Below are 17953 nucleotides of genomic sequence, written 5' to 3'. Positions count from 1 at the left end.
CTGACGAGGAGTTCACCCGTGGCAACCCCCAGCAATCTCGACGCCGTCATCAACCTCGCGAAGCGCCGTGGCTTCGTCTTCCAGTCGGGGGAGATCTACGGCGGCTCGCGATCCGCGTGGGACTACGGGCCGCTCGGCACCGCGCTCAAGGAGAACATCAAGAAGCAGTGGTGGCAGACGATCGTCCAGGGCCGCGATGACGTCGTCGGCATCGACTCCGCGGTGATCCTTCCGAAGCGGGTGTGGGAGGTGTCGGGCCACGTCGAGGTGTTCTCCGACCCGCTCGTCGAGTCGCTGCACACCCACAAGCGGTACCGCGCCGACCACCTTCTCGAGGCCTACGAGGAGAAGCACGGGCATCCGCCCGTCAACGGCCTCGCCGACATCAAGGACCCGGAGACCGGCCAGCCCGGCGCCTGGACCGAGCCGCAGAACTTCTCGGGCCTCCTCAAGACCTACCTGGGCCCCGTCGACAACGAGGAAGGTCTCCACTATCTGCGCCCGGAGACGGCGCAGGGCATCTTCGTCAACTTCGCGAACGTGATGGGCGCGAGCCGGATGAAGCCGCCGTTCGGCATCGGCCAAGTGGGAAAGAGCTTCCGCAACGAGATCACGCCCGGCAACTTCATCTTCCGCACGCGCGAGTTCGAGCAGATGGAGATGGAGTTCTTCGTCGAGCCCGGGACGGACGAGGAGTGGCACCAGTACTGGATCGACGAGTCGATGCGCTGGTACGTCGACCTCGGTATCAACCCGGACAACCTGCGGCTCTACGAGCACCCGAAGGAGAAGCTCAGCCACTACTCGAAGCGCACCGTCGACATCGAGTACCGATTCCGCTTCCAGGGCAGCGAGTGGGGCGAGCTCATGGGTGTCGCCAACCGCACCGACTTCGACCTCAAGACCCACTCGGAGGCCTCGGGTACCGACCTCTCGTACTTCGACCAGACCAAGGACGAGCGCTGGATCCCGTACGTGATCGAGCCGGCGTTCGGTCTCACCCGGGCGCTCATGGCGTTCCTCATCGACGCCTACGCCGAGGATGAGGCCCCGAACGCCAAGGGCGGCGTCGACAAGCGCACGGTGCTGCGCCTCGACCGCCGTCTCGCTCCCGTCAAGGTCGCCGTGCTGCCGCTCTCCCGCAACGAGCAGCTCTCGCCGCTCGCGAAGGAGCTCGCGGCCGACCTCCGCAAGCTCTGGAACGTCGACTTCGACGACGCGGGAGCGATCGGTCGTCGCTACCGCCGCCAGGACGAGATCGGCACGCCGTTCTGCGTCACGGTCGACTTCGACTCCCTCGAGGACAACGCGGTGACCGTGCGCGAGCGCGACTCGATGGCCCAGGAGCGCATCCCGCTCGAGGGGCTCCCGTCTTACCTCGCGGAGCGACTCCTCGGGGCCTAGGGCTTCCTCGCCACCGGCTCTCCACAGGAGCCGCTTGTCCACAGTTCCCGGTCATCGCTGATCGAGGCTCTTCCGCCTCGACCACGCTGGCGGGATGACTCGACCCCACATCCAGGCCCGCCGCCCGCTCGCGGCGCTCCTCGCCGTCGTTCTCGCCTTCGCCGGCCTCGTCGCGCTCGACCGGGGGACCGCTCCCTCGGCGGGCGCCGCGACCACGGGAGCCGGGTACCGGGGCATCACCCCGTACGGCGGGTACCTCGGCAACTACATCGCTCCTGACGGCACTCGCGTCTACTGCATCGACTCCGGCCTCGACTGGCCGAGCGGGGCGACCGGTGGAGCGCAGGCGGTGTCCGGCGTTCAGGCCTCGTGGGGCGGATGGCTCTCCGGCGAGCAGATCAAGAAGCTCAACTTCGCCCTCTCGACGTGGGGGCAGACGGCCGACCCGACCGTCGCCGCCGCGGTGAGCGCGTTCGTGTACGCCTACGCGAGCAACTTCGCCGGGAACAACGGACAGGGCTACGGTGCGGGCGCCCACTACATCAACGGGAACGCGGCGGTGCTGCGCGAGTACAACGAGATCTGGCGGCGCGTCGAGACGGAGTACTCTCGCGGCGTCCAGCCCGCCGCTTCCCTCGACCTCGAACTCGCCAACGGGTGGGACGGCACGGTCACTATCGGGATGAACACGTCCGCTCTGAGCGGGATCCTCAGCCTCGAGGGCGCAACGGTCGCGGGCAGCGCCCGGCGCTGGGTCCACGTCGCCAACGGCACGGTCGTCCCGATCCGCGTCGACGCCGACGCGGCGGCGACGAGCCAGACCGTTCGCGCGAGCGTGGAGTTCATCGTCCAGGATCGACCCCAGCAGAGTCTGACGCTCTACTCGACGCCGGGCCAGCAGCGCACCATTCGAGGTGGGTCATTCGACCGAGTGGCGGTGCGAGCTGCCGACGAGGCGGTCGCCGACCTGCGCTTCTCGCCGATCGTGGAGACCACGGTGGCCTCACGGTTCGTGAACTCCGGCAGTGCGTTCGTCGACGGCCTGACGGCCTCAGTCGCACCGGGGTCCCCTGAGTGGCGGGTGGACAGCTCCGGCGAGGTGCCCGTCACCGCGGTCGGAACGCTCTACGGCCCGTTCGCGGAGCAGCCAGCCGTGTCCGATACGGTTCCGGCAGGAGCCCCCGTGGTGGGCTCGGAGTCTGTGACCCTCACGGGTCCGGGCGACTACCGATCGCCCGGCACGCTGATCGCCCCGTCGGCGGGCTTCTACACGTGGGTGTGGACGATCGACGCCGCGCAGCAGCCCGAGCCCGTGCGAGCACTCCTTCCTGATGGCTACGCGTTCGCCGACCAGTTCGGCCTCGTGGCGGAGTCGCACGTCGTGCCGACGGCGCTGCGCGCGGCGTCGCAGGTGAGCACCCCCGAAGCGGGATTCGGTGCGGCGATCGGCGACTCGCTCTCCGTCTCCATCGATCACGGTCTGTGGCTCGCCGAGTCAGGCGAACCGATCGCGGCGGAGTTCGAGGGCACGGCCTACTTCGTCCCCGGCGGCGACGCTCCTGCGGTGTCCGACACGGTACCCGCGGATGCCGTCGTGCTCGGAACCGCGCGAGTGACGGCACCGGGACCCGGCGTCTACGAGGCCTCGACGACGGTCACGGCACCACAAACCGCCGGGTTCGTGTCGTGGGTCTGGCGGCTGGATCCCGCCTCGTCGACCGCGCCGTACTTCGAGCCGTGGAGCGACAAGTTCGGGCTCCCGACCGAAACCGCTCGCATCCTTCCGCCGACCGTGTCGACACTCGCGGTCCCGGCGGTCGCGATCGGCGACGAGGTCCACGACACAGCCCTTGTCGGAGGCTACCTTCCCGCCCAACCGAGTTCACTCGTCTTCGAGGCGTACCTCCAGCCGTCCGGCGCGACGCAGCCGCTGTGCGACGAATCGAACCGCGTTTTCGACTCGTCCGACGAGCCCGTGGAGGTCTCGGCGATCGGTACCTACTCCTCGCCGTCGACCCGTTTCGAGGAGTACGGCACCTACTACTGGGTCGAGTCGCTCTATGCGCACGACGGCACACTCCTGCACCGCGGTGAGTGCGGCCTGGCCGAGGAGACAACGCTCGTCGCGCCCGGAGAGGTCGTCACGGAGGCCGTTCAGATCGTCGAGCCGGGCGCGGAGGCCCACGATGTCGCCCGGGTCTCGGGCCTGGTGCCCGACGGAGCGACTCTCGTGTTCGAGGCCTTCGCCCAGCACGGTATCGAGGACGGGCCTCTGTGCGACGCCTCGACCCGGGTGTTCCGCTCCGAGCCGATCGCTGTGGTCGAGGCGGGCACGTATCGCTCGGACGCCGTCGTGCTCGACCGGCCCGGCACGTACCACTGGGTGGAGACGCTCTACGACCGCCACGGGGACCCCCTGCACATCGGGGAGTGCGGCCTGGCTGCCGAGACGACGCGGGTCGGGACGCCCCGGCTTCCCAACACGGGACTCGAACTGGCCCCCGCCATCGCGATCGCCGTCGCGCTGCTCGGGGTGGGTCTGGGAATACTGCGCCGTCGGTCGCGTTGGGTCGAGGGTGAGTAATGCGATCAAGGTCGACATCTGGTCAGACGTTCAGTGCCCCTGGTGCTACATCGGCAAGCGCAAGTTCGAGGCGGGTGCGGCCGAGTTCGGCGGAGAGGTCGAGGTGGAGTACCACTCCTTCGAGCTCGCCCCCGACACCCCCGTCGACTTCGACGGCACCCCGATCGACTACCTCAGCGAGCGCAAGGGCATCTCGCGATCGCAGGCCGAGATGATGATCGAGCGGGTCACCGGGATCGCGTCGGCGGTCGGCCTCGACTACGACTACGACCACATCCACCAGACCAACACGGTCATCTCCCACGAGCTCATCCACTTCGCCAAGAGCAAGGGGCGTCAACTCGAGATGAAGGAGCGGCTCCTCAAGGCCTACTTCATCAACGGTGAGCATGTGGGTCGCATCCCGGACCTCGTCGAGATCGCCGTCGAGCTCGGGTTCGATCGGGACGAGGTGACCGAGGCCCTCGAGTCGCACCGCTTCCTCCCGGACGTGAAGGCCGACGTGGCGCAAGCGCAGGAGTACGGCATCCAGGGCGTCCCGTTCTTCGTCATCGACGGCAAGTACGGGGTGTCCGGCGCGCAGGAGGCGTCGACTTTCGCTAGCGTGCTGGAACAGGTTCGCAGTGAGAGGGATGCCCGATGACGGAAGCACTGACCGCACCCCAGCCCGTGATCGCCCTCACGCCGCTCGGCGATCCTGCGGCGGCGGCGTGCGAGGGCGACTTCTGCGAGATCCCCGACCACCACACGCAGGCGGTCATCAACCGCAAGCTCGACGACGACGCGGTCTAGACCGACGCCTTTTTCCGCGCGCTGAGTGCCGACGGCCCTATGCCTTCGGCACGAACCCCTGCTTCGACCACGCGATGAGGTCGGCGACCGGGGTCGACGCGTCGGTGCGCCGCGCGACAGCGGACGGGATGCGCGTGAGCTCGATCGTCGTCGGTCGGGGCGTGGCGGTCGGCGCTGTGAGGCGGTCCCCGAGCAGCCTCTTGTTCACCACCGCCCCGAGAACCGCCCCGGCGCCGAAGCCCAGCGGGAGAAGCACGAGGTAGATCGCCGGCGCGAGCCCGGCGAGCGTTCCGAGGCCGAGAGTCGCGGCCGTCCCGACGGCGGCTCCCACCACGAGTGCGAGCACCCATCGCTGCGACTTCACGTGCGCGGCATCCCACGTGCGCTGCTCGACGAGTTGGGCGCGGGCCTCGGCTCCCGGGAGCTCGCTGACCCAGAGCCGGCCGTCGAACCGGAAGACGTTCGGGTGCGCCTCGAGGGCCATCAGTCGCTGATGTCCGCGAGCGTGGCGTCGAAGCCGCGCACGAGGTCGTCGGCCTCGACCCACGCGGAGTAGCCGTGCTCGCCCGCGCCCATGGAGACGCGCTGGCCCGCGATGCGCTCGTCCGCGAAGACCGGCCACGCCGTGGTCGAGCCGAACGGCGTGATGGTGCCGCGCTCGTACCCGGTCGCCTCGAGGGCGACCGAAGCATCCGGCAGTTGCAGCTTGTTGACGCCCACGACGGCACGCAGCTTCGCCCAGGAGATCTGACGATCGCCGGGCACGAGCGCGAACAGGAAGGTGCCGTCGTGGCGCTTCACGACGAGGGACTTCACGATCGCGCTCGGATCGATGCCGAGCAGCGCCGCGGCCTCCTCGAGCGAGCGGGCTGCGGGCCGCTCGATGATCTCGATCGGGATGCCTCGGGCCGCGGCATCCTCGGCCACGCGGGTACGTCCAGGAGTTTCTGGGAGAATCGTCACGTGACCATTCTCCCCGCCACGGCCCCCGCATTGCGCATCGGGCCCCTCGAGCTCGACGTCCCCGTCGTGCTGGCCCCGATGGCGGGCATCACGAACACGGCGTTCCGCCGGCTCTGCCGGGAGTACGGCGCCGGGCTCTACGTCTCCGAGATGATCACGAGCCGGGCCCTCGTCGAGCGCACACCGGAGAGCATGCGCCTTATCACGCACCACGAGTCGGAGACGCCGCGCAGCATCCAGCTCTACGGCGTCGACCCGAAGACGGTCGCCGAGGCCGTCACGATGCTCGTCGCCGAGGACCGTGCCGACCACATCGACTTGAACTTCGGATGCCCGGTGCCGAAGGTGACCCGCAAGGGCGGGGGAGCGGCACTCCCGTGGAAGCGCGACCTCTTCCGCGACATCGTGGAGCGCGCCGTGAAGGCGGCGGGGGACATCCCGCTCACCGTCAAGATGCGCAAGGGCATCGACTCGGACCACCTCACCTACCTCGAGGCCGCGAAGGCGGCGGAGGGCGCGGGAGTCGCGAGCATCGCCCTGCATGCCCGAACCGCCGCGGAGTTCTACTCGGGCGCGGCGGACTGGTCGGCGATCGAGAAGCTCAAGTCCACCATCACCGGAACGCCGGTGCTCGGCAACGGCGACATCTGGAGCGCCGCGGACGCGCTGCGCATGGTCGAGGAGACCGGCTGCGACGGCGTCGTCGTCGGCCGCGGCTGCCTCGGGCGCCCGTGGCTCTTTGGCGATCTCGCGGCGGCCTTCGCGGGGGAGGAGCGCAAGTACGAGCCCACTCTCGGTTTCGTCGCCGACGCGTTCAAGCGGCACGCCGAACTGCTCGTCGAGTTCTTCGGCGAGGAGGACCGAGCCTGCCGCGACATCCGCAAGCACGTCGCCTGGTACTTCAAGGGCTACGCCGTCGGCGGCGAGCTCCGCGCGAGCCTCGCGACAGTCGAGTCGCTGCAGCAGCTCGACGACCTCCTCGGCCAGCTCGACCGCGAGCAGCCCTACCCGGGTGCCGACGCCGAGGGCCAGCGCGGGCGCGCGGGCACCCCCAAGAATCCGGTTCTCCCGCAGGGCTGGCTCGACAGCCGCGAACTGCAGGAGACGCACCAGGCCGAACTCATCGAGGCGGAGCTGAGCACGAGTGGTGGCTGAGCACAGCGGCGCGGCCTCCGGGTACGGGCCGGAGGACGCCGAGCGGTGGCTGCCGGAGCAGCACTCGAGCCGCCGCAGCGACTTCGCGCGCGACCGCGCCCGAGTGCTGCATTCGAGCGCTCTGCGCCGACTCGCGGCCAAGACGCAGGTGCTGAGCCCCACCTCGGGCCTCGACTTCGCGCGGAACCGCCTCACCCACTCGCTCGAGGTCGCCCAGGTCGGTCGCGAGCTCGCCGACAGCCTCGGACTCGACCCGGACGTCGTGGACACCGCCTGCCTGTCCCACGATCTCGGGCACCCGCCGTTCGGTCACAACGGCGAGCGGGCGCTCAACGACTGGGCCGGCGACATCGGCGGCTTCGAAGGCAACGCGCAGACCCTCCGGCTCCTCACGCGCATCGAGCCGAAGGTCTTCGGGCCCGACGGGAGCGCCTTCGGCCTCAACCTCACGCGCGCGAGCCTCGACGCGAGCACGAAGTATCCGTGGCCGATGGCTCAGGGCATCCCCGATCCTTCCGGGCGATCGAAGTTCGGCTTCTACGACGACGACACCGCCGCCTTCGAGTGGATGCGGCAGGGGGCGCCCGACCGTCGACGCTGTATCGAGGCGCAAGTGATGGACCTGTCCGACGACATCGCCTACTCCGTGCACGACTTCGAGGATGCGATCGTGAGCGGCTACATCGACGTCACGGCACTCGGCGCCCGCGTCGACCACGACGACCTCGTCGAGTCGATGTTCGCGTGGATCGGCGGCGAGCTCGACCACGACGAGCTCATCGCCGCCTTCGACCGACTCGACAGCCTCGACTTCTGGATCGATCGCTGGGACGGGTCGCGCCAGGCGCTCGCTCGCCTCAAGAACCTCACGAGCCAGCTCATCGGGCGGTTCGCGGCGGCCTCCGTCCAGGCGACGCGGGAGTCGTTCTCGGGCGAGCTCGCGCGATTCGGGGCAGACATCGTCGTTCCCCGCGAGATCCAGGCCGAGATCGCGGTTCTCAAGGGGATCGTGGCGGCGTTCGTGATGTCGGCGAACGCGCGCCGGCCGATCTACGCGCAGCAGCGCGACATCCTGTCCGAACTCGCCGACGTACTGCTGTGGACGGGGCCAGCGCACCTGGATGTCGGCTTCCGGGCCGACTGGGATGCGGCTGTCGACGACGCCGCGCGCAAGCGCGCCGTCGTCGACCAGGTCGCCTCCCTCACAGACCAGTCGGCGATGGACTGGCATCAGCGCCTCGTGCGCTAGCGGCAATGCCGCAGCGCCCTGACCGTAGAATCCTTCCGTGGCTGGCCTGATCCGACGGAGCGATATCGACGAGGTCCGGTCGCGCACGAACATCGCCGACATCGTCGGCGACTACGTCAGCCTCAAGAGTGCGGGCGGCGGTTCGATGAAGGGGCTCTGCCCGTTCCACGAGGAGCGCAGCCCGAGCTTCCACGTGCGCCCGCAGGTAGGTTTCTACCACTGCTTCGGTTGCGGCGAGGGCGGGGATGTCTTCACCTTCCTCATGAAGATGGACCACGTCTCGTTCGCGGAGGCCGTGGAGCGCATGGCTGCGCGCATCGGCTTCGAGCTGCACTACGAGGACGGGGGAGCCGCGCCCGACCACGGCAACCGCGCGCGCATCCTCTCGGCCAACAAGGCCGCCGAGGACTTCTTCATCGCCCAGCTCGCGACTCCCGAGGCGGAGCCGGGTCGGCAGTTCCTGGGGCAGCGCGGCTTCGACCCGGCCGCCGCCCAGCGCTTCGGAGTCGGCTTCGCGCCTCGCGGCGGCGCCCTCGGCCGGCACCTCAAGTCGCTCGGCTACACCGAGGACGAGCTCATCACGGCGGGCCTCCTCGGAAAGGGCGACCGCGGGGATGTCTACGATCGGTTCCGCGGTCGCTTGATCTGGCCGATCCGGGATGTCACCGGCCAGACGGTCGGGTTCGGCGCCCGCAAGCTCCTCGACGACGACCAGGGGCCCAAGTACCTCAACACGCCGGAGACGCCGGTGTACCACAAGAGCCAGGTGCTCTACGGCCTCGACCTCGCCAAGCGCGACATCGCCCGCGGCAAGCAGGTCGTCGTCGTCGAGGGCTACACCGACGTCATGGCGTGCCATCTCGCAGGGGTGACGACGGCCGTCGCGACGTGCGGCACGGCGTTCGGCGTCGACCACATCAAAATCGTGCGCCGCATCATCGGCGACGTCGAGAACTCCGACACGTCGGGCACCGGTGAGGTGATCTTCACCTTCGACCCGGACGAGGCGGGGCAGAAGGCGGCCAGTCGGGCCTTCGCCGAGGAGCAGCGCTTCGCCGCGCAGACCTTCGTCGCCGTCGCCCCCGACGGCCTCGACCCGTGCGATCTGCGCCTCAACCGGGGGGACGACGCGGTCAAGCGACTCATCCGCACGCGCAAGCCGATGTTCGAGTTCATGGTGCGCCGCGTACTCGCGAACTACGACCTCGAGACCGTGGAGGGCCGCGTCGCGGCTCTCCGGGCGGCCGCTCCGGTGGTCGCGGGCATCCGCGATCAGGCCCTCGGAATCGGGTACGTGCGCAATCTCGCCGGGTGGCTCGGCATGGACCCGGGGGAGGTGCAGCGGGCCGTGGCGGCGCAGCGCGGGTCCGCGCCGGCGCGCCCGAACGACTCCAGCGAGCCCACGAGGCCCCCCGAGCAGGAGGGCGCCCCGAACCTCATGTCGCTGCCCACCGACCCGACGACGAGGCTCGAGCGCGACGCCGTCATGGCGCTGCTGCAGTACCCGGGCCACGTCGGCCGGGAGCTCGCGCAGCGTGCCGTGGGGGTGGCGTTCTCCGATCGCACGCTCTCCGTGGTGCGGGACGCGATCGCGACGACCCTCGACCACCTCGAATCGAACGACTGGGTCGCGCGCGTCGCCGAAGAGGTGCCGGCACCGTACTCGACGCTCGTCACCCAGCTCTCGGTGGCGCCGATCCCCGAGCGGCCCGAGCTCATGGCAACGTACTGCCGGGGCGTGGCATCCGCTCTCATCGACCGCGACCTGTTGCGGCAGAAGCGTGAGCTCCTCGGCACGATGCAGCGCACGGATGCTTCGGCCGACCCCGAGCGCTACGCCCAGGTGCAGCGAGACCTGGTTCGCGTCGAGGCCGAGCGACGGGCGCTCCGGGAGGAGTGATCCTCGCTAAGGTTGAGGGATGACCGTCCGGGCCCGGGATCTCTCACTGCGCTATCCGTCGGACAACCCGGAGACCCGCTCGATCGCCGTCGCCGGCGTGGATCTCGATATCGCGCCCGGCGAGGTGCTCGCCGTCGTGGGCGAGACCGGGTCGGGCAAGTCGACGCTCGCGAAGGCCATCGCGCTCGAGGCGGACCGCGGGTCGAGCGATTCGCCGACCATCACCGGCGGCACCCTCGAGGTGCTCGGCACCGCCGTGCGCGGCATCGGTCGGCGGCAGCGCGACCGGCTCGCCCTCGGCGTGGGGTACCTCCGCCAGGAGGCCGGCGACCACCTCGAGCCGAGGCTCACCGTGGGGGAGAACGTCGCCGAGCCGATCTTCTCGCGCGACCGGAAGTTCGATCAGGACGAGGCGGGCCAGGCCGTCGCGACTCTCATCGACGCCGTTCGACTGCCGCTCGCGACGATGAACAAGTACCCCCACGAACTCAGCAAGGGGCAGCGGCAGCGCGTCGCGATCGCGAAGTCCCTCATCCTCGAGCCGCAGCTCGTCGTCGCGGACGACCCGACTGCGGGAATCGACGTGACGGTGAGATCGGCCATTCTCGACACGATCGTCGACCTGCAGCGACAGCGCTCGTTCGCCGCTCTCATCGTGACCGCCGATCTCGGCGAGGTGCGCCGCGTGAGCAACCGCGTGGCGGTGATGCACCGTGGCGGCATCGTCGGCATCGGCGATCTCGAGTCGGTGCTCGCCGATGCCCACCACCCGTACGTGAAGGGGCTCGCCGAGTCCCTCAGCTACCTCGAGGAGCCCGTGTGACCTCTCGACAGCCCGGCGAGCACAAGGATCCGCTCGCCGCTGCCGCTTCGCCCCTGCCCGCCGAGCTCCGGCCGCACGCCGGCCCGATCGCCATCCTTCCGGAGCCGACGGCGGCCATCGAGTCGGCTGTGCGCGACGCCGGGGGCACGGTCGCCCCGCTCGGCGATGACACGAAGGCCGTCGTGTGGCTGTCCGGCCCGTCCGCGACCTTGCGCGGCGTCCTTGCCGAGCATCCCGGCGTCGAATGGGTGCAGCTGCCGCTCGCGGGTGTCGAGTCGCACGCCGGGCTCTTCTCCGACTACGCGGACAAGACCTACCCGCTGTGGACGAGTGCGAAGGGCGCCTACTCGGAGCCCGTCGCCGAGCACGCGCTCGCCCTGACCCTCGGGATGCTCCGGCAACTGCCCGACAAGGCGCGCTCCGCCTCGTGGCAGGTGCCCCGGCAGGGGCTGTCGCTCTACGGGATGCGAGTGGCGATCGTCGGGGCTGGCGGAATCGCGGTCGAGCTCATCCGCCTGCTCGAGCCGTTCGAGACGCACATCACGATCGTCCGGCGTTCCCCGGGCGACGTGCCCGGCGCCGACCGGACGGTGACGAGCGACCGGCTCGCGGAGGTGCTCGCGGAGTCCGACGTCGTCGTGCTCGCCGCGGCGACGACCGACGAGTCGCGCAAGATGATCGGCGCCGAGGAACTCGCGGCGATGAAGCCGACCGCCGTGCTCGTGAACATCGCGCGCGGCGCGCTCATCGACTCCGATGCCTTGCTCGCGTCGCTCGACTCGGGCCACTTGTGGGGAGTCGGTCTCGACGTCACGGACCCGGAGCCGCTCCCGGACGGGCATCCGCTGTGGAACCACCCCCGGTGCGTCGTGACGAGCCACTCGGCCGACACCGACGAGCAGGTCGAACCCCTTCTCGCCGCTCGCGTGCGGCACAACGTCGCGGCGCTCCTCGGGGGCGGCGACTTCATCGGGATCGTGGACCCGGGAGCGAGGTACTGATGCCCCAGCAGTGGTGGCTCGGCGCGTACGGCGCCGACATGGAGGGCGGCGCGGAGGGTGTGAGCCTGCTCACCTCACGCGACGACGGCAGCCTCGAGCTCGTGCGCGTCTCTGCCCAGGTTCTCTCCCCGACATTCGTCGCAGCGCGCGGTGACCACCTGTACGCGGCTGCGGAGGGCACCGGTCGCATCCACTCCTACCGCATCGACGGCGAGCACCTCGTCGAGGACGGCGTCGTCCACTCGGGGGGCGATTACCCCTGCCAGCTCGAGTTCCTGGAGGGCGCCATCGTCGCGGCGAACTACGGCGCCGGCGAGCTCGGCGTCATCACCTTGGCGGAGTCCGGAGCGGTGGATGCCCTCGCCCAGGTCCTCACGAATACCGGGTCGGGCCCGCACAAGGAGCAGGACTCGGCTCACGCGCACGCGAGCCTGCGTTACGACGAGTCGACGCTGTTCTCCGCAGACCTCGGCGCCGACCGCATCCTCATCCACTCGATCGAGGGCTCGGTGCTCACGCGCACGGGCGAGCTCGCGCTGCCTCCGGGCACCGGACCGCGGGACCTCGCCCGGCACTCGTCGGGACTGCTGCTCGTGCTCGGCGAGCACGGCCGCGACCTGCACGTGCTCGAGTGGACGGGGCAGTCCCTGGAGATCGTGACGCGACTCGACCTGCCGGGCGCCGGCGCGTCCGACCAGGCCGCCGCGATCGGCTTCGGCCCGAACGGCTTCGTGTACGCGGGCCTGCGCGGCACCAACCAGATCTCGGTCGTGCGGATCTCGGACGACGGGCGGAGGCTCACTGCCGTCGGGGCCGTGCCAACTGAGGGGGACTGGCCGCGCAACCTCGTCGTCGACGGCGACCTGCTGCACGTCTGCAACCAGCGCTCGAGCACGGTCGCGAGCTTCCGCCTCGGGACGGACGGGATGCCCGAGCTCATCGCTCCTCCGACGCCCCTGCCGTCACCCACCTTCCTGCTGCGCGCGTAGCGGATTTGGGTGCCGCCGGAAGTTTGGTAAAGTAGCCAAGCTGAAAAGCGATCCTCGATAGCTCAATTGGCAGAGCAATCGGCTGTTAACCGATAGGTTCTTGGTTCGAGTCCAAGTCGGGGAGCCACACAGGTTCCCGTGTTACTCCGCCCGGAGTACACGGGAGTACGACACCCACGAATACGCTGGAGCAATGCGCTCCACCCGTCATCCGCCCGCGCACTGGCGCGCAGGCTGGGGTGGCTGGCACGGCCCGTGGCCGGAGGAGTGGGCGGATCGACCGCTCGGGCCGCGGATGTCGGAGCGCGGCAAGCTGCTGTTCCCGGTCCTTGTCTCGCTCCTCCTGCAGGTGCCGCCCTCGCTGTTCTGGGTGGCTGTGATGGGCCGCTCGCCTGCGACAGTCGGCACGCTCGCCCTCGCGATCGCGGGGCCCCTCGTGCTGCTCGCCGCGCGGCGGTTCCCGGGTCCGACGGTGCTGGCGATGAGCATCCTCGCGAGCCTCGATTTCTACTTCATGCCGAACGTGCCGAGCGCGCCGTATGTCGCGCTCGCGTTCGCGATCGTCGGTGCCCTGCTGCACGGAGCGCGCGTCTGGGCGTGGGCGAGCGTCGGCGCCGCGTGGGCCGTGACGCTCACCTTCGGACTGATCTACGGCCAGGACTGGCACCCGGTCCGGGTCGCCCTCACCACGCTCTCCATCCTGCTGATCTTCGGAATCGGGGAGGCGGTCCGCGGCCGCCGCGAGATGATGGCCGATTTCCGCAAGACGGTCGCGCAGCGCCGCCAGAGCGAGGTTCAGGCCGAACGCGTGCGCATCGCGCGCGAGCTGCACGACGTGCTCGCGCACTCTCTGAGCCAGATCAACGTGCAGGCGGGCGTCGGCCTCCACCTCATGGAGCGCCAGCCGGAGAAGGCGGCGGAGGCCCTCGCGAGCATCAAGGAGACCAGCAAGACGGCTCTCGACGAGGTGCGATCCGTGCTCGGGGTGCTGCGGTCCGGCACCCACGACCCGGATGCCCCGCTCCTGCCCGAGCCCGACCTGTCGAGGCTCCCGGGACTCGCCGCCTCCGTCACCGCGCAGGGGGTCGAGGTGACGCTCGATTCGACCGTGCGTGAGGCCCCCCAGGCGATCGCCCTCGCGCTCTACCGCATCGCGCAGGAGTCGCTCACCAACGTGGTTCGCCACGCTCGGGCATCCCGCGCCACCGTCTCACTGCGCCTCGAGGGCGGCTTCTACGTGCTCACGATCGACGATGACGGCGTCGGTCTCGACGGCCGCGGGTCCGGCGACGGTCGCGGGATGCTCGGCATGCGCGAGCGCGCCGAGCTCCTCGGCGGCGGCCTCGAGTCGGGCCGCTCGACCCTCGGCGGCACCCGAATCACCGCCCGCATCCCCGCCAAGGAGTCCGAATGATCCGTGTCGCGATCGCCGACGACCAGCAGCTGATCCGCGCCGGCTTCCGCAGCCTCCTCGAGGCCGAGCCCGATCTGGAGATCGTCGGCGAGGCCGGAACGGGGAGCGAGGCGGTGGCGCTCGTGACCGCGACGAAGCCGGATGTCGTGCTCATGGACATCCGCATGCCCGACGGCGACGGTCTCTGGGCGACCGAGCAGCTCGTCGCCAACCCCGACCTCGGATCGACCCACATCGTCATCGTGACCACGTTCGAGCTCGACGAGTACGTCGCTCGCGCGATCCGCGCCGGGGCGAGCGGATTCCTCGTGAAGGACACCGAGCCCGCCGAGTTCATCCGCGCCGTGCACGTCGTCGCCGCGGGCGACGCCCTCCTCAGCCCCGGAGTAACGCGCCGGCTCCTCGAGCGCGTCTCCGGCCAGCTGCGGGACGCGCCGGATGCCGCGCAGCTGCAGCTCATCACGGAGCGCGAGCGCGAGGTGCTCGCCCTCGTCGGCCAGGGTCTCACCAATGAAGAGATCGGCCGGGAGCTCTTCCTCAGCCCCCTCACCGCGAAGACGCACGTGTCGCGCATCATGACGAAGCTCGGCGCGCGCGACCGCGTGCAGCTCGTCGTCATCGCCTACGAGACCGGGCTGGTACGCCCGGGGGAGTAGCCGAGGTGTCGCCGCCGGGGCGACGCGTACGGATCGCGTACTCGCGAGGCTGGTCCTATCGGTTCCACCGGAACCCCGAACGATAGGACAACCCCGTGATCACCACGCTCGCACTCGCCACCGCCGTCGCGCACGTCGGCCCCGGGTTCGGCTTCGGCTGGATCTTCTTCCTCCTCATCCCGCTCTTCTGGATCGGCGTCATCGCCCTCATCGTCGGGCTCGGCCGTCGTCGCTGGGCCCGCGCGGGCTACGGTCCCGGCTGGCACCACGGAGCCTGGGCGGCCCGCAGCGCCGAGTCGACCCTCGCCGAGCGCTTCGCTCAGGGCGACATCGACGAGAAGGAGTACCGGGCCCGGCTCGAGGTGCTCCGCGCGAGCGGACCGGTGCCGCCCACCCGGTAACCTGGGAGGCCCATGGCCCACAGCGACGAGACCCGCGCAGCGCGCCGGTCAGCGGTCGCTGTGGGCCTTGCCGTTGCCGCCTACGGCGTCTCATTCGGCGCTCTGTCGGTCGCGTCCGGGCTCGACGTCTGGCAGACGTGCGCGCTCAGCCTCCTGATGTTCTCGGGTGGGTCGCAGTTCGCGCTCGTGGGAGTGCTCGCGGCGGGCGGCGCGGGAGCGGGCATCCCGGCCATCGCGAGCGCGACGCTGCTCGGCACGCGCAACGCGCTCTACGCGCTCCGCGTGGCGCCGTTCATCGGCGGACGGTGGCCGCGCAAGCTCCTCGCGGCGCAGTGGACGATCGACGAGACGACGGCGGTCTCCACAGCGCAGTCGTCGCTCGCCGCGCAGCGTACGGGCTTCTGGTGGACCGGCGCGATCATCTACGTCGGCTGGAACCTCACCACTCTCATCGGGGCGCTCATCGGCGATCTCCTCGGGGATGTTCGCCAGTACGGCCTCGACGCGGCGGCAGCGGCCGCGTTCCTCGGATTGCTCTGGCCGCGGCTGAGGCAGTTGCAGCCGGTCGTCGTGGCGATCGGCGCGGCCGTCGTGGCGGCGGTGCTCACGCCGTGGCTGCCGCCCGGCATCCCCGTGCTGTGCGCGGCCGTGGTGGCGGTCGTCGTCGGCGTCACGAACTGGTGGGGCGCGCGATGACCGTCTGGCAGATCATCCTGCTCGCCTCGATCGCCGTCTTCGCCCTCAAAATCGCCGGCTACCTCGTGCCGCCCTCGCTCATCGAGCGTCCCACCCCGTCTCGAGTGGCGAACCTGCTCACGGTCGCCCTGCTTGCGGCGCTCATCGTCGTCCAGACGCTCGGTCAGGGTCAGCAGATCGAGCTGGATGCCCGGGTGCCCGCCATCATCGTGGCGGCCGGGCTCTTCGCCCTGCGGGTGCCGTTCATCGTCGTGGTGGCTGCCGCAGCGGCCGTTGCGGCGGTGCTGCGGCTCTCTGGCGCGATGCCCTAGCGCTAGGCGTCCAGGTCGTCCACTCCCGGGAGCCAGCTCTTGCCGGGCCCGCCCCACGAGTTCTTCTTGATGGCCTTCGCCACGGCCTTCCCGTACGGGTGGCCGAGGCGGTCGGCGTAGAGCACCCCGTCGAGGTGGTCGTACTCGTGCTGGAAGATTCGGGCGAGCCATCCGTCCGCCCGCACCTCGAAGCGGGAGCCGTCGAGGTCCGTTGCTCGCAGAATGGCCGCGGGAGAGCGGCGCAAGGGGAAGCGCTCGCCCGGGATGGAGAGGCACCCCTCCGACTCCTCGTCCTCGTCCAGCTCGCCCGGCTCGGTCGGAGCGAGCCACAGCTCCGGGTCGATCGCGGTGCCCTCGTGCAGCACGCCGTCGTCGTCGGTCCACCGGTAGACGAAGATGCGCAGCCCGACGCCCACCTGTGGGGCGGCGAGACCCACGCCCGGGGCAGCGATCATCGTGTCCACCATGTCGGCGACGAGAGTGCGGACCTCGTCGGTGATCTCCCCGACCGGCAGAGCGGGGGAGTGGAGCACGGGATCACCCGTGATTCGAATGGGGAGCACGGCCATTCACCCAGAATATCCGGGTCGAAACCGGTAGATTCGTCAGGTGCCACCGGACCTTCAGGACCTCGCCGACCAGCTCACGCTGGACTCGTCGGCCGCGATCGGCATCCCCCTCGCCCTCGTCGCCGCCGTGATCCTCGCGATCGGCACGCAGTTCCAGCACCGCGGCGTTGCCCTCGTGGATGCGGAGACCGAGGCCTCGTCGAAGACCGGGCTCAGCTTCGGGCAGCTGCGCTCCCTCATTGCGCGACCGTCGTGGCTCATCGGCACCGTGCTCCAGGGACTCGCGATCGTGCTGCAGCTCACGAGTCTCGCGTTCGCACCGCTCATCGTGGTCCAGCCGCTCGGGGCCGTCGCCCTCGTCGTCACGGCGATCGTTAACGCGCGGGTGACCAAGGTGCCGCTCGATCGCTACTCGATTCGCGCGATCGTCATCTGCGTGCTCGGCATCGGCACCTTCGTCACCATCGCGGCGTTCGTCGCCAAGACTCATCCCATCACGGCGACCCAGCTCGTGACGGTGCTGATCATCCTCGCCGTCGTCCTGGCGGTCTTCATCACGCTCTTCCTCGTCATGCGTGGTCGCTCCCCGCGGCCGATCTTCTACGTCGTCGCGGCGGGCACGCTCTTCGGCTTCGTCGTCACCCTCGCGAAGGTCGTCATCGACCGGGTGCGCACGATCATCGCCACGGACTTCGCGATCGGTCCGGCCGACGTCCTCACCCTGCTGTGCCTCGTCGGCCTCGTCGCGGCGGCACTGCTCGGCACCTACTTCGTCCAGACAGCGCACTCCTCGAACCCGCCCGACCTCGTGGTCGCCGGACTGACCGTCATCGACCCGCTCGTGGCGGTCTCGATCGGCATCATCGTGCTCGGTGAGGCCGCCGGCGCGGACTGGTGGGCGATCGTCGCGTTCGTGATCGCCGCCGGGGTCGCCGTATTCGGCGTCCTGTCCCTCGCCCGGCACCACCCGCAGGCTCTCGCGAATACTCCACTGGCCGACGCGGCTGACGAGGCGACGCGCACCTCGTGAGGTACGGTGATACGCA

At 70.0% G+C, this 17953-nt stretch carries 19 protein-coding genes and 1 tRNA gene; 17 read left to right on the top strand and 3 right to left on the bottom strand.

The window, feature by feature from the left end:
- Positions 1 to 18 precede the first annotated feature (18 nt).
- The 4 genes from Q5716_RS08020 (at position 19) to Q5716_RS08005 (ending at position 4780) form a co-directional block, all read left to right on the top strand.
- On the top strand, positions 19 to 1404 hold the full coding sequence (locus tag Q5716_RS08020; protein ID WP_305002549.1) for a glycine--tRNA ligase: 1386 nt from the start codon (positions 19 to 21) through the stop codon (positions 1402 to 1404).
- A 94-nt stretch (positions 1405 to 1498) separates the two neighbouring features.
- Positions 1499 to 3988, top strand: a complete 2490-nt coding sequence (locus Q5716_RS08015; RefSeq protein ID WP_305002548.1) for a hypothetical protein — start codon at positions 1499 to 1501, stop codon at positions 3986 to 3988.
- On the top strand, positions 3981 to 4631 hold the full coding sequence (locus Q5716_RS08010; protein ID WP_305002547.1) for a DsbA family oxidoreductase: 651 nt from the start codon (positions 3981 to 3983) through the stop codon (positions 4629 to 4631). The genes Q5716_RS08015 and Q5716_RS08010 overlap by 8 nt, the downstream gene beginning before the upstream one ends.
- Complete coding sequence (locus Q5716_RS08005; RefSeq protein WP_305002546.1) at positions 4628 to 4780, top strand: hypothetical protein; 153 nt, start codon at positions 4628 to 4630, stop codon at positions 4778 to 4780. The genes Q5716_RS08010 and Q5716_RS08005 overlap by 4 nt, the downstream gene beginning before the upstream one ends.
- Before the next feature lie 37 nt (positions 4781 to 4817).
- Here Q5716_RS08005 and Q5716_RS08000 read toward each other — a convergent pair whose 3' ends face one another.
- Together Q5716_RS08000 and Q5716_RS07995 are read right to left on the bottom strand one after the other, a co-directional pair.
- Entirely contained in the window at positions 4818 to 5264 is a 447-nt protein-coding gene (locus tag Q5716_RS08000; RefSeq protein WP_305002545.1) for a hypothetical protein, read from the bottom strand.
- The gene (locus Q5716_RS07995) at positions 5264 to 5743 is read right to left on the bottom strand and encodes an aminoacyl-tRNA deacylase (protein ID WP_305002544.1); all 480 of its coding nucleotides are present in this window, start codon (positions 5741 to 5743) and stop codon (positions 5264 to 5266) included. Before Q5716_RS07995 ends, Q5716_RS08000 begins: the two co-directional genes overlap by 1 nt.
- On the opposite strand from Q5716_RS07995, the gene dusB reads away from it, so the two are divergent.
- From dusB to Q5716_RS07935, 12 genes are all read left to right on the top strand, one after another.
- Complete coding sequence (gene dusB, locus Q5716_RS07990; RefSeq protein WP_305002543.1) at positions 5744 to 6898, top strand: tRNA dihydrouridine synthase DusB; 1155 nt, start codon at positions 5744 to 5746, stop codon at positions 6896 to 6898.
- Positions 6891 to 8147, top strand: a complete 1257-nt coding sequence (locus tag Q5716_RS07985; protein WP_305002542.1) for a deoxyguanosinetriphosphate triphosphohydrolase — start codon at positions 6891 to 6893, stop codon at positions 8145 to 8147. Before dusB ends, Q5716_RS07985 begins: the two co-directional genes overlap by 8 nt.
- Positions 8148 to 8184: 37 nt before the next feature.
- Positions 8185 to 10047, top strand: a complete 1863-nt coding sequence (gene dnaG, locus Q5716_RS07980) for a DNA primase (RefSeq protein ID WP_305002541.1) — start codon at positions 8185 to 8187, stop codon at positions 10045 to 10047.
- A gap of 19 nt (positions 10048 to 10066) precedes the next feature.
- Entirely contained in the window at positions 10067 to 10870 is an 804-nt protein-coding gene (locus Q5716_RS07975) for an ATP-binding cassette domain-containing protein (RefSeq protein WP_305002540.1), read from the top strand.
- Positions 10867 to 11871 (top strand): D-isomer specific 2-hydroxyacid dehydrogenase family protein, encoded by a 1005-nt coding sequence (locus Q5716_RS07970; protein WP_305002539.1) that lies wholly within the window; start codon positions 10867 to 10869, stop codon positions 11869 to 11871. Before Q5716_RS07975 ends, Q5716_RS07970 begins: the two co-directional genes overlap by 4 nt.
- Complete coding sequence (locus Q5716_RS07965; protein WP_305002538.1) at positions 11871 to 12860, top strand: lactonase family protein; 990 nt, start codon at positions 11871 to 11873, stop codon at positions 12858 to 12860. Before Q5716_RS07970 ends, Q5716_RS07965 begins: the two co-directional genes overlap by 1 nt.
- A gap of 51 nt (positions 12861 to 12911) precedes the next feature.
- Positions 12912 to 12987, top strand: a tRNA-Asn gene (locus Q5716_RS07960).
- A 66-nt stretch (positions 12988 to 13053) separates the two neighbouring features.
- Positions 13054 to 14274 carry a sensor histidine kinase gene (locus Q5716_RS07955; RefSeq protein ID WP_305002537.1) on the top strand — a complete coding sequence of 407 codons (1221 nt, stop codon included), beginning with the start codon at positions 13054 to 13056 and terminating at the stop codon, positions 14272 to 14274.
- A complete protein-coding gene (locus tag Q5716_RS07950) occupies positions 14271 to 14930 on the top strand; it encodes a response regulator (protein WP_305002536.1) in 660 nt (219 codons plus the stop codon). Before Q5716_RS07955 ends, Q5716_RS07950 begins: the two co-directional genes overlap by 4 nt.
- Before the next feature lie 95 nt (positions 14931 to 15025).
- Positions 15026 to 15331 carry an SHOCT domain-containing protein gene (locus Q5716_RS07945; protein ID WP_305002535.1) on the top strand — a complete coding sequence of 102 codons (306 nt, stop codon included), beginning with the start codon at positions 15026 to 15028 and terminating at the stop codon, positions 15329 to 15331.
- Between the two features lie 12 nt (positions 15332 to 15343).
- Positions 15344 to 16027: an AzlC family ABC transporter permease gene (locus Q5716_RS07940; RefSeq protein ID WP_305002534.1), complete on the top strand. Its 684-nt coding sequence runs from the start codon at positions 15344 to 15346 to the stop codon at positions 16025 to 16027.
- The gene (locus Q5716_RS07935; RefSeq protein WP_305002533.1) at positions 16024 to 16338 is read left to right on the top strand and encodes an AzlD domain-containing protein; all 315 of its coding nucleotides are present in this window, start codon (positions 16024 to 16026) and stop codon (positions 16336 to 16338) included. Before Q5716_RS07940 ends, Q5716_RS07935 begins: the two co-directional genes overlap by 4 nt.
- Positions 16339 to 16340: 2 nt before the next feature.
- On the opposite strand, the gene def is transcribed toward Q5716_RS07935, so the two are convergent.
- The gene (def, locus tag Q5716_RS07930) at positions 16341 to 16907 is read right to left on the bottom strand and encodes a peptide deformylase (RefSeq protein ID WP_305002532.1); all 567 of its coding nucleotides are present in this window, start codon (positions 16905 to 16907) and stop codon (positions 16341 to 16343) included.
- 40 nt (positions 16908 to 16947) lie between these two features.
- Between def and Q5716_RS07925 the strand changes: the two genes are divergently transcribed.
- On the top strand, positions 16948 to 17937 hold the full coding sequence (locus Q5716_RS07925; protein WP_305002531.1) for a DMT family transporter: 990 nt from the start codon (positions 16948 to 16950) through the stop codon (positions 17935 to 17937).
- Positions 17938 to 17953 lie beyond the last annotated feature (16 nt).

Source organism: Antiquaquibacter soli, from assembly GCF_030580675.1.
GTDB classification, from domain to species: Bacteria; Actinomycetota; Actinomycetes; order Actinomycetales; family Microbacteriaceae; genus Rhodoglobus; species Rhodoglobus soli.
The sequence above is the reverse complement of the archived record's forward strand: the minus strand, read 5'-3'. Positions and strand labels throughout refer to the sequence as shown.

What these genes read in the sequence shown, in the direction of transcription:
- Q5716_RS08015 (WP_305002548.1), top strand. Translation starts at nt 1,499, where the DNA reads ATGACTCGACCCCACATCCAGGCCCGCCGCCCGCTCGCGGCGCTCCTC.
- Q5716_RS08005 (WP_305002546.1), top strand. Translation starts at nt 4,628, where the DNA reads ATGACGGAAGCACTGACCGCACCCCAGCCCGTGATCGCCCTCACGCCG.
- Q5716_RS08000 (WP_305002545.1), bottom strand. Translation starts at nt 5,264, where the DNA reads ATGGCCCTCGAGGCGCACCCGAACGTCTTCCGGTTCGACGGCCGGCTC.
- Q5716_RS07975 (WP_305002540.1), top strand. Translation starts at nt 10,067, where the DNA reads ATGACCGTCCGGGCCCGGGATCTCTCACTGCGCTATCCGTCGGACAAC.
- Q5716_RS07965 (WP_305002538.1), top strand. Translation starts at nt 11,871, where the DNA reads ATGCCCCAGCAGTGGTGGCTCGGCGCGTACGGCGCCGACATGGAGGGC.
- Q5716_RS07955 (WP_305002537.1), top strand. Translation starts at nt 13,054, where the DNA reads ATGCGCTCCACCCGTCATCCGCCCGCGCACTGGCGCGCAGGCTGGGGT.
- Q5716_RS07950 (WP_305002536.1), top strand. Translation starts at nt 14,271, where the DNA reads ATGATCCGTGTCGCGATCGCCGACGACCAGCAGCTGATCCGCGCCGGC.
- Q5716_RS07940 (WP_305002534.1), top strand. Translation starts at nt 15,344, where the DNA reads ATGGCCCACAGCGACGAGACCCGCGCAGCGCGCCGGTCAGCGGTCGCT.
- Q5716_RS07935 (WP_305002533.1), top strand. Translation starts at nt 16,024, where the DNA reads ATGACCGTCTGGCAGATCATCCTGCTCGCCTCGATCGCCGTCTTCGCC.
- def (WP_305002532.1), bottom strand. Translation starts at nt 16,907, where the DNA reads ATGGCCGTGCTCCCCATTCGAATCACGGGTGATCCCGTGCTCCACTCC.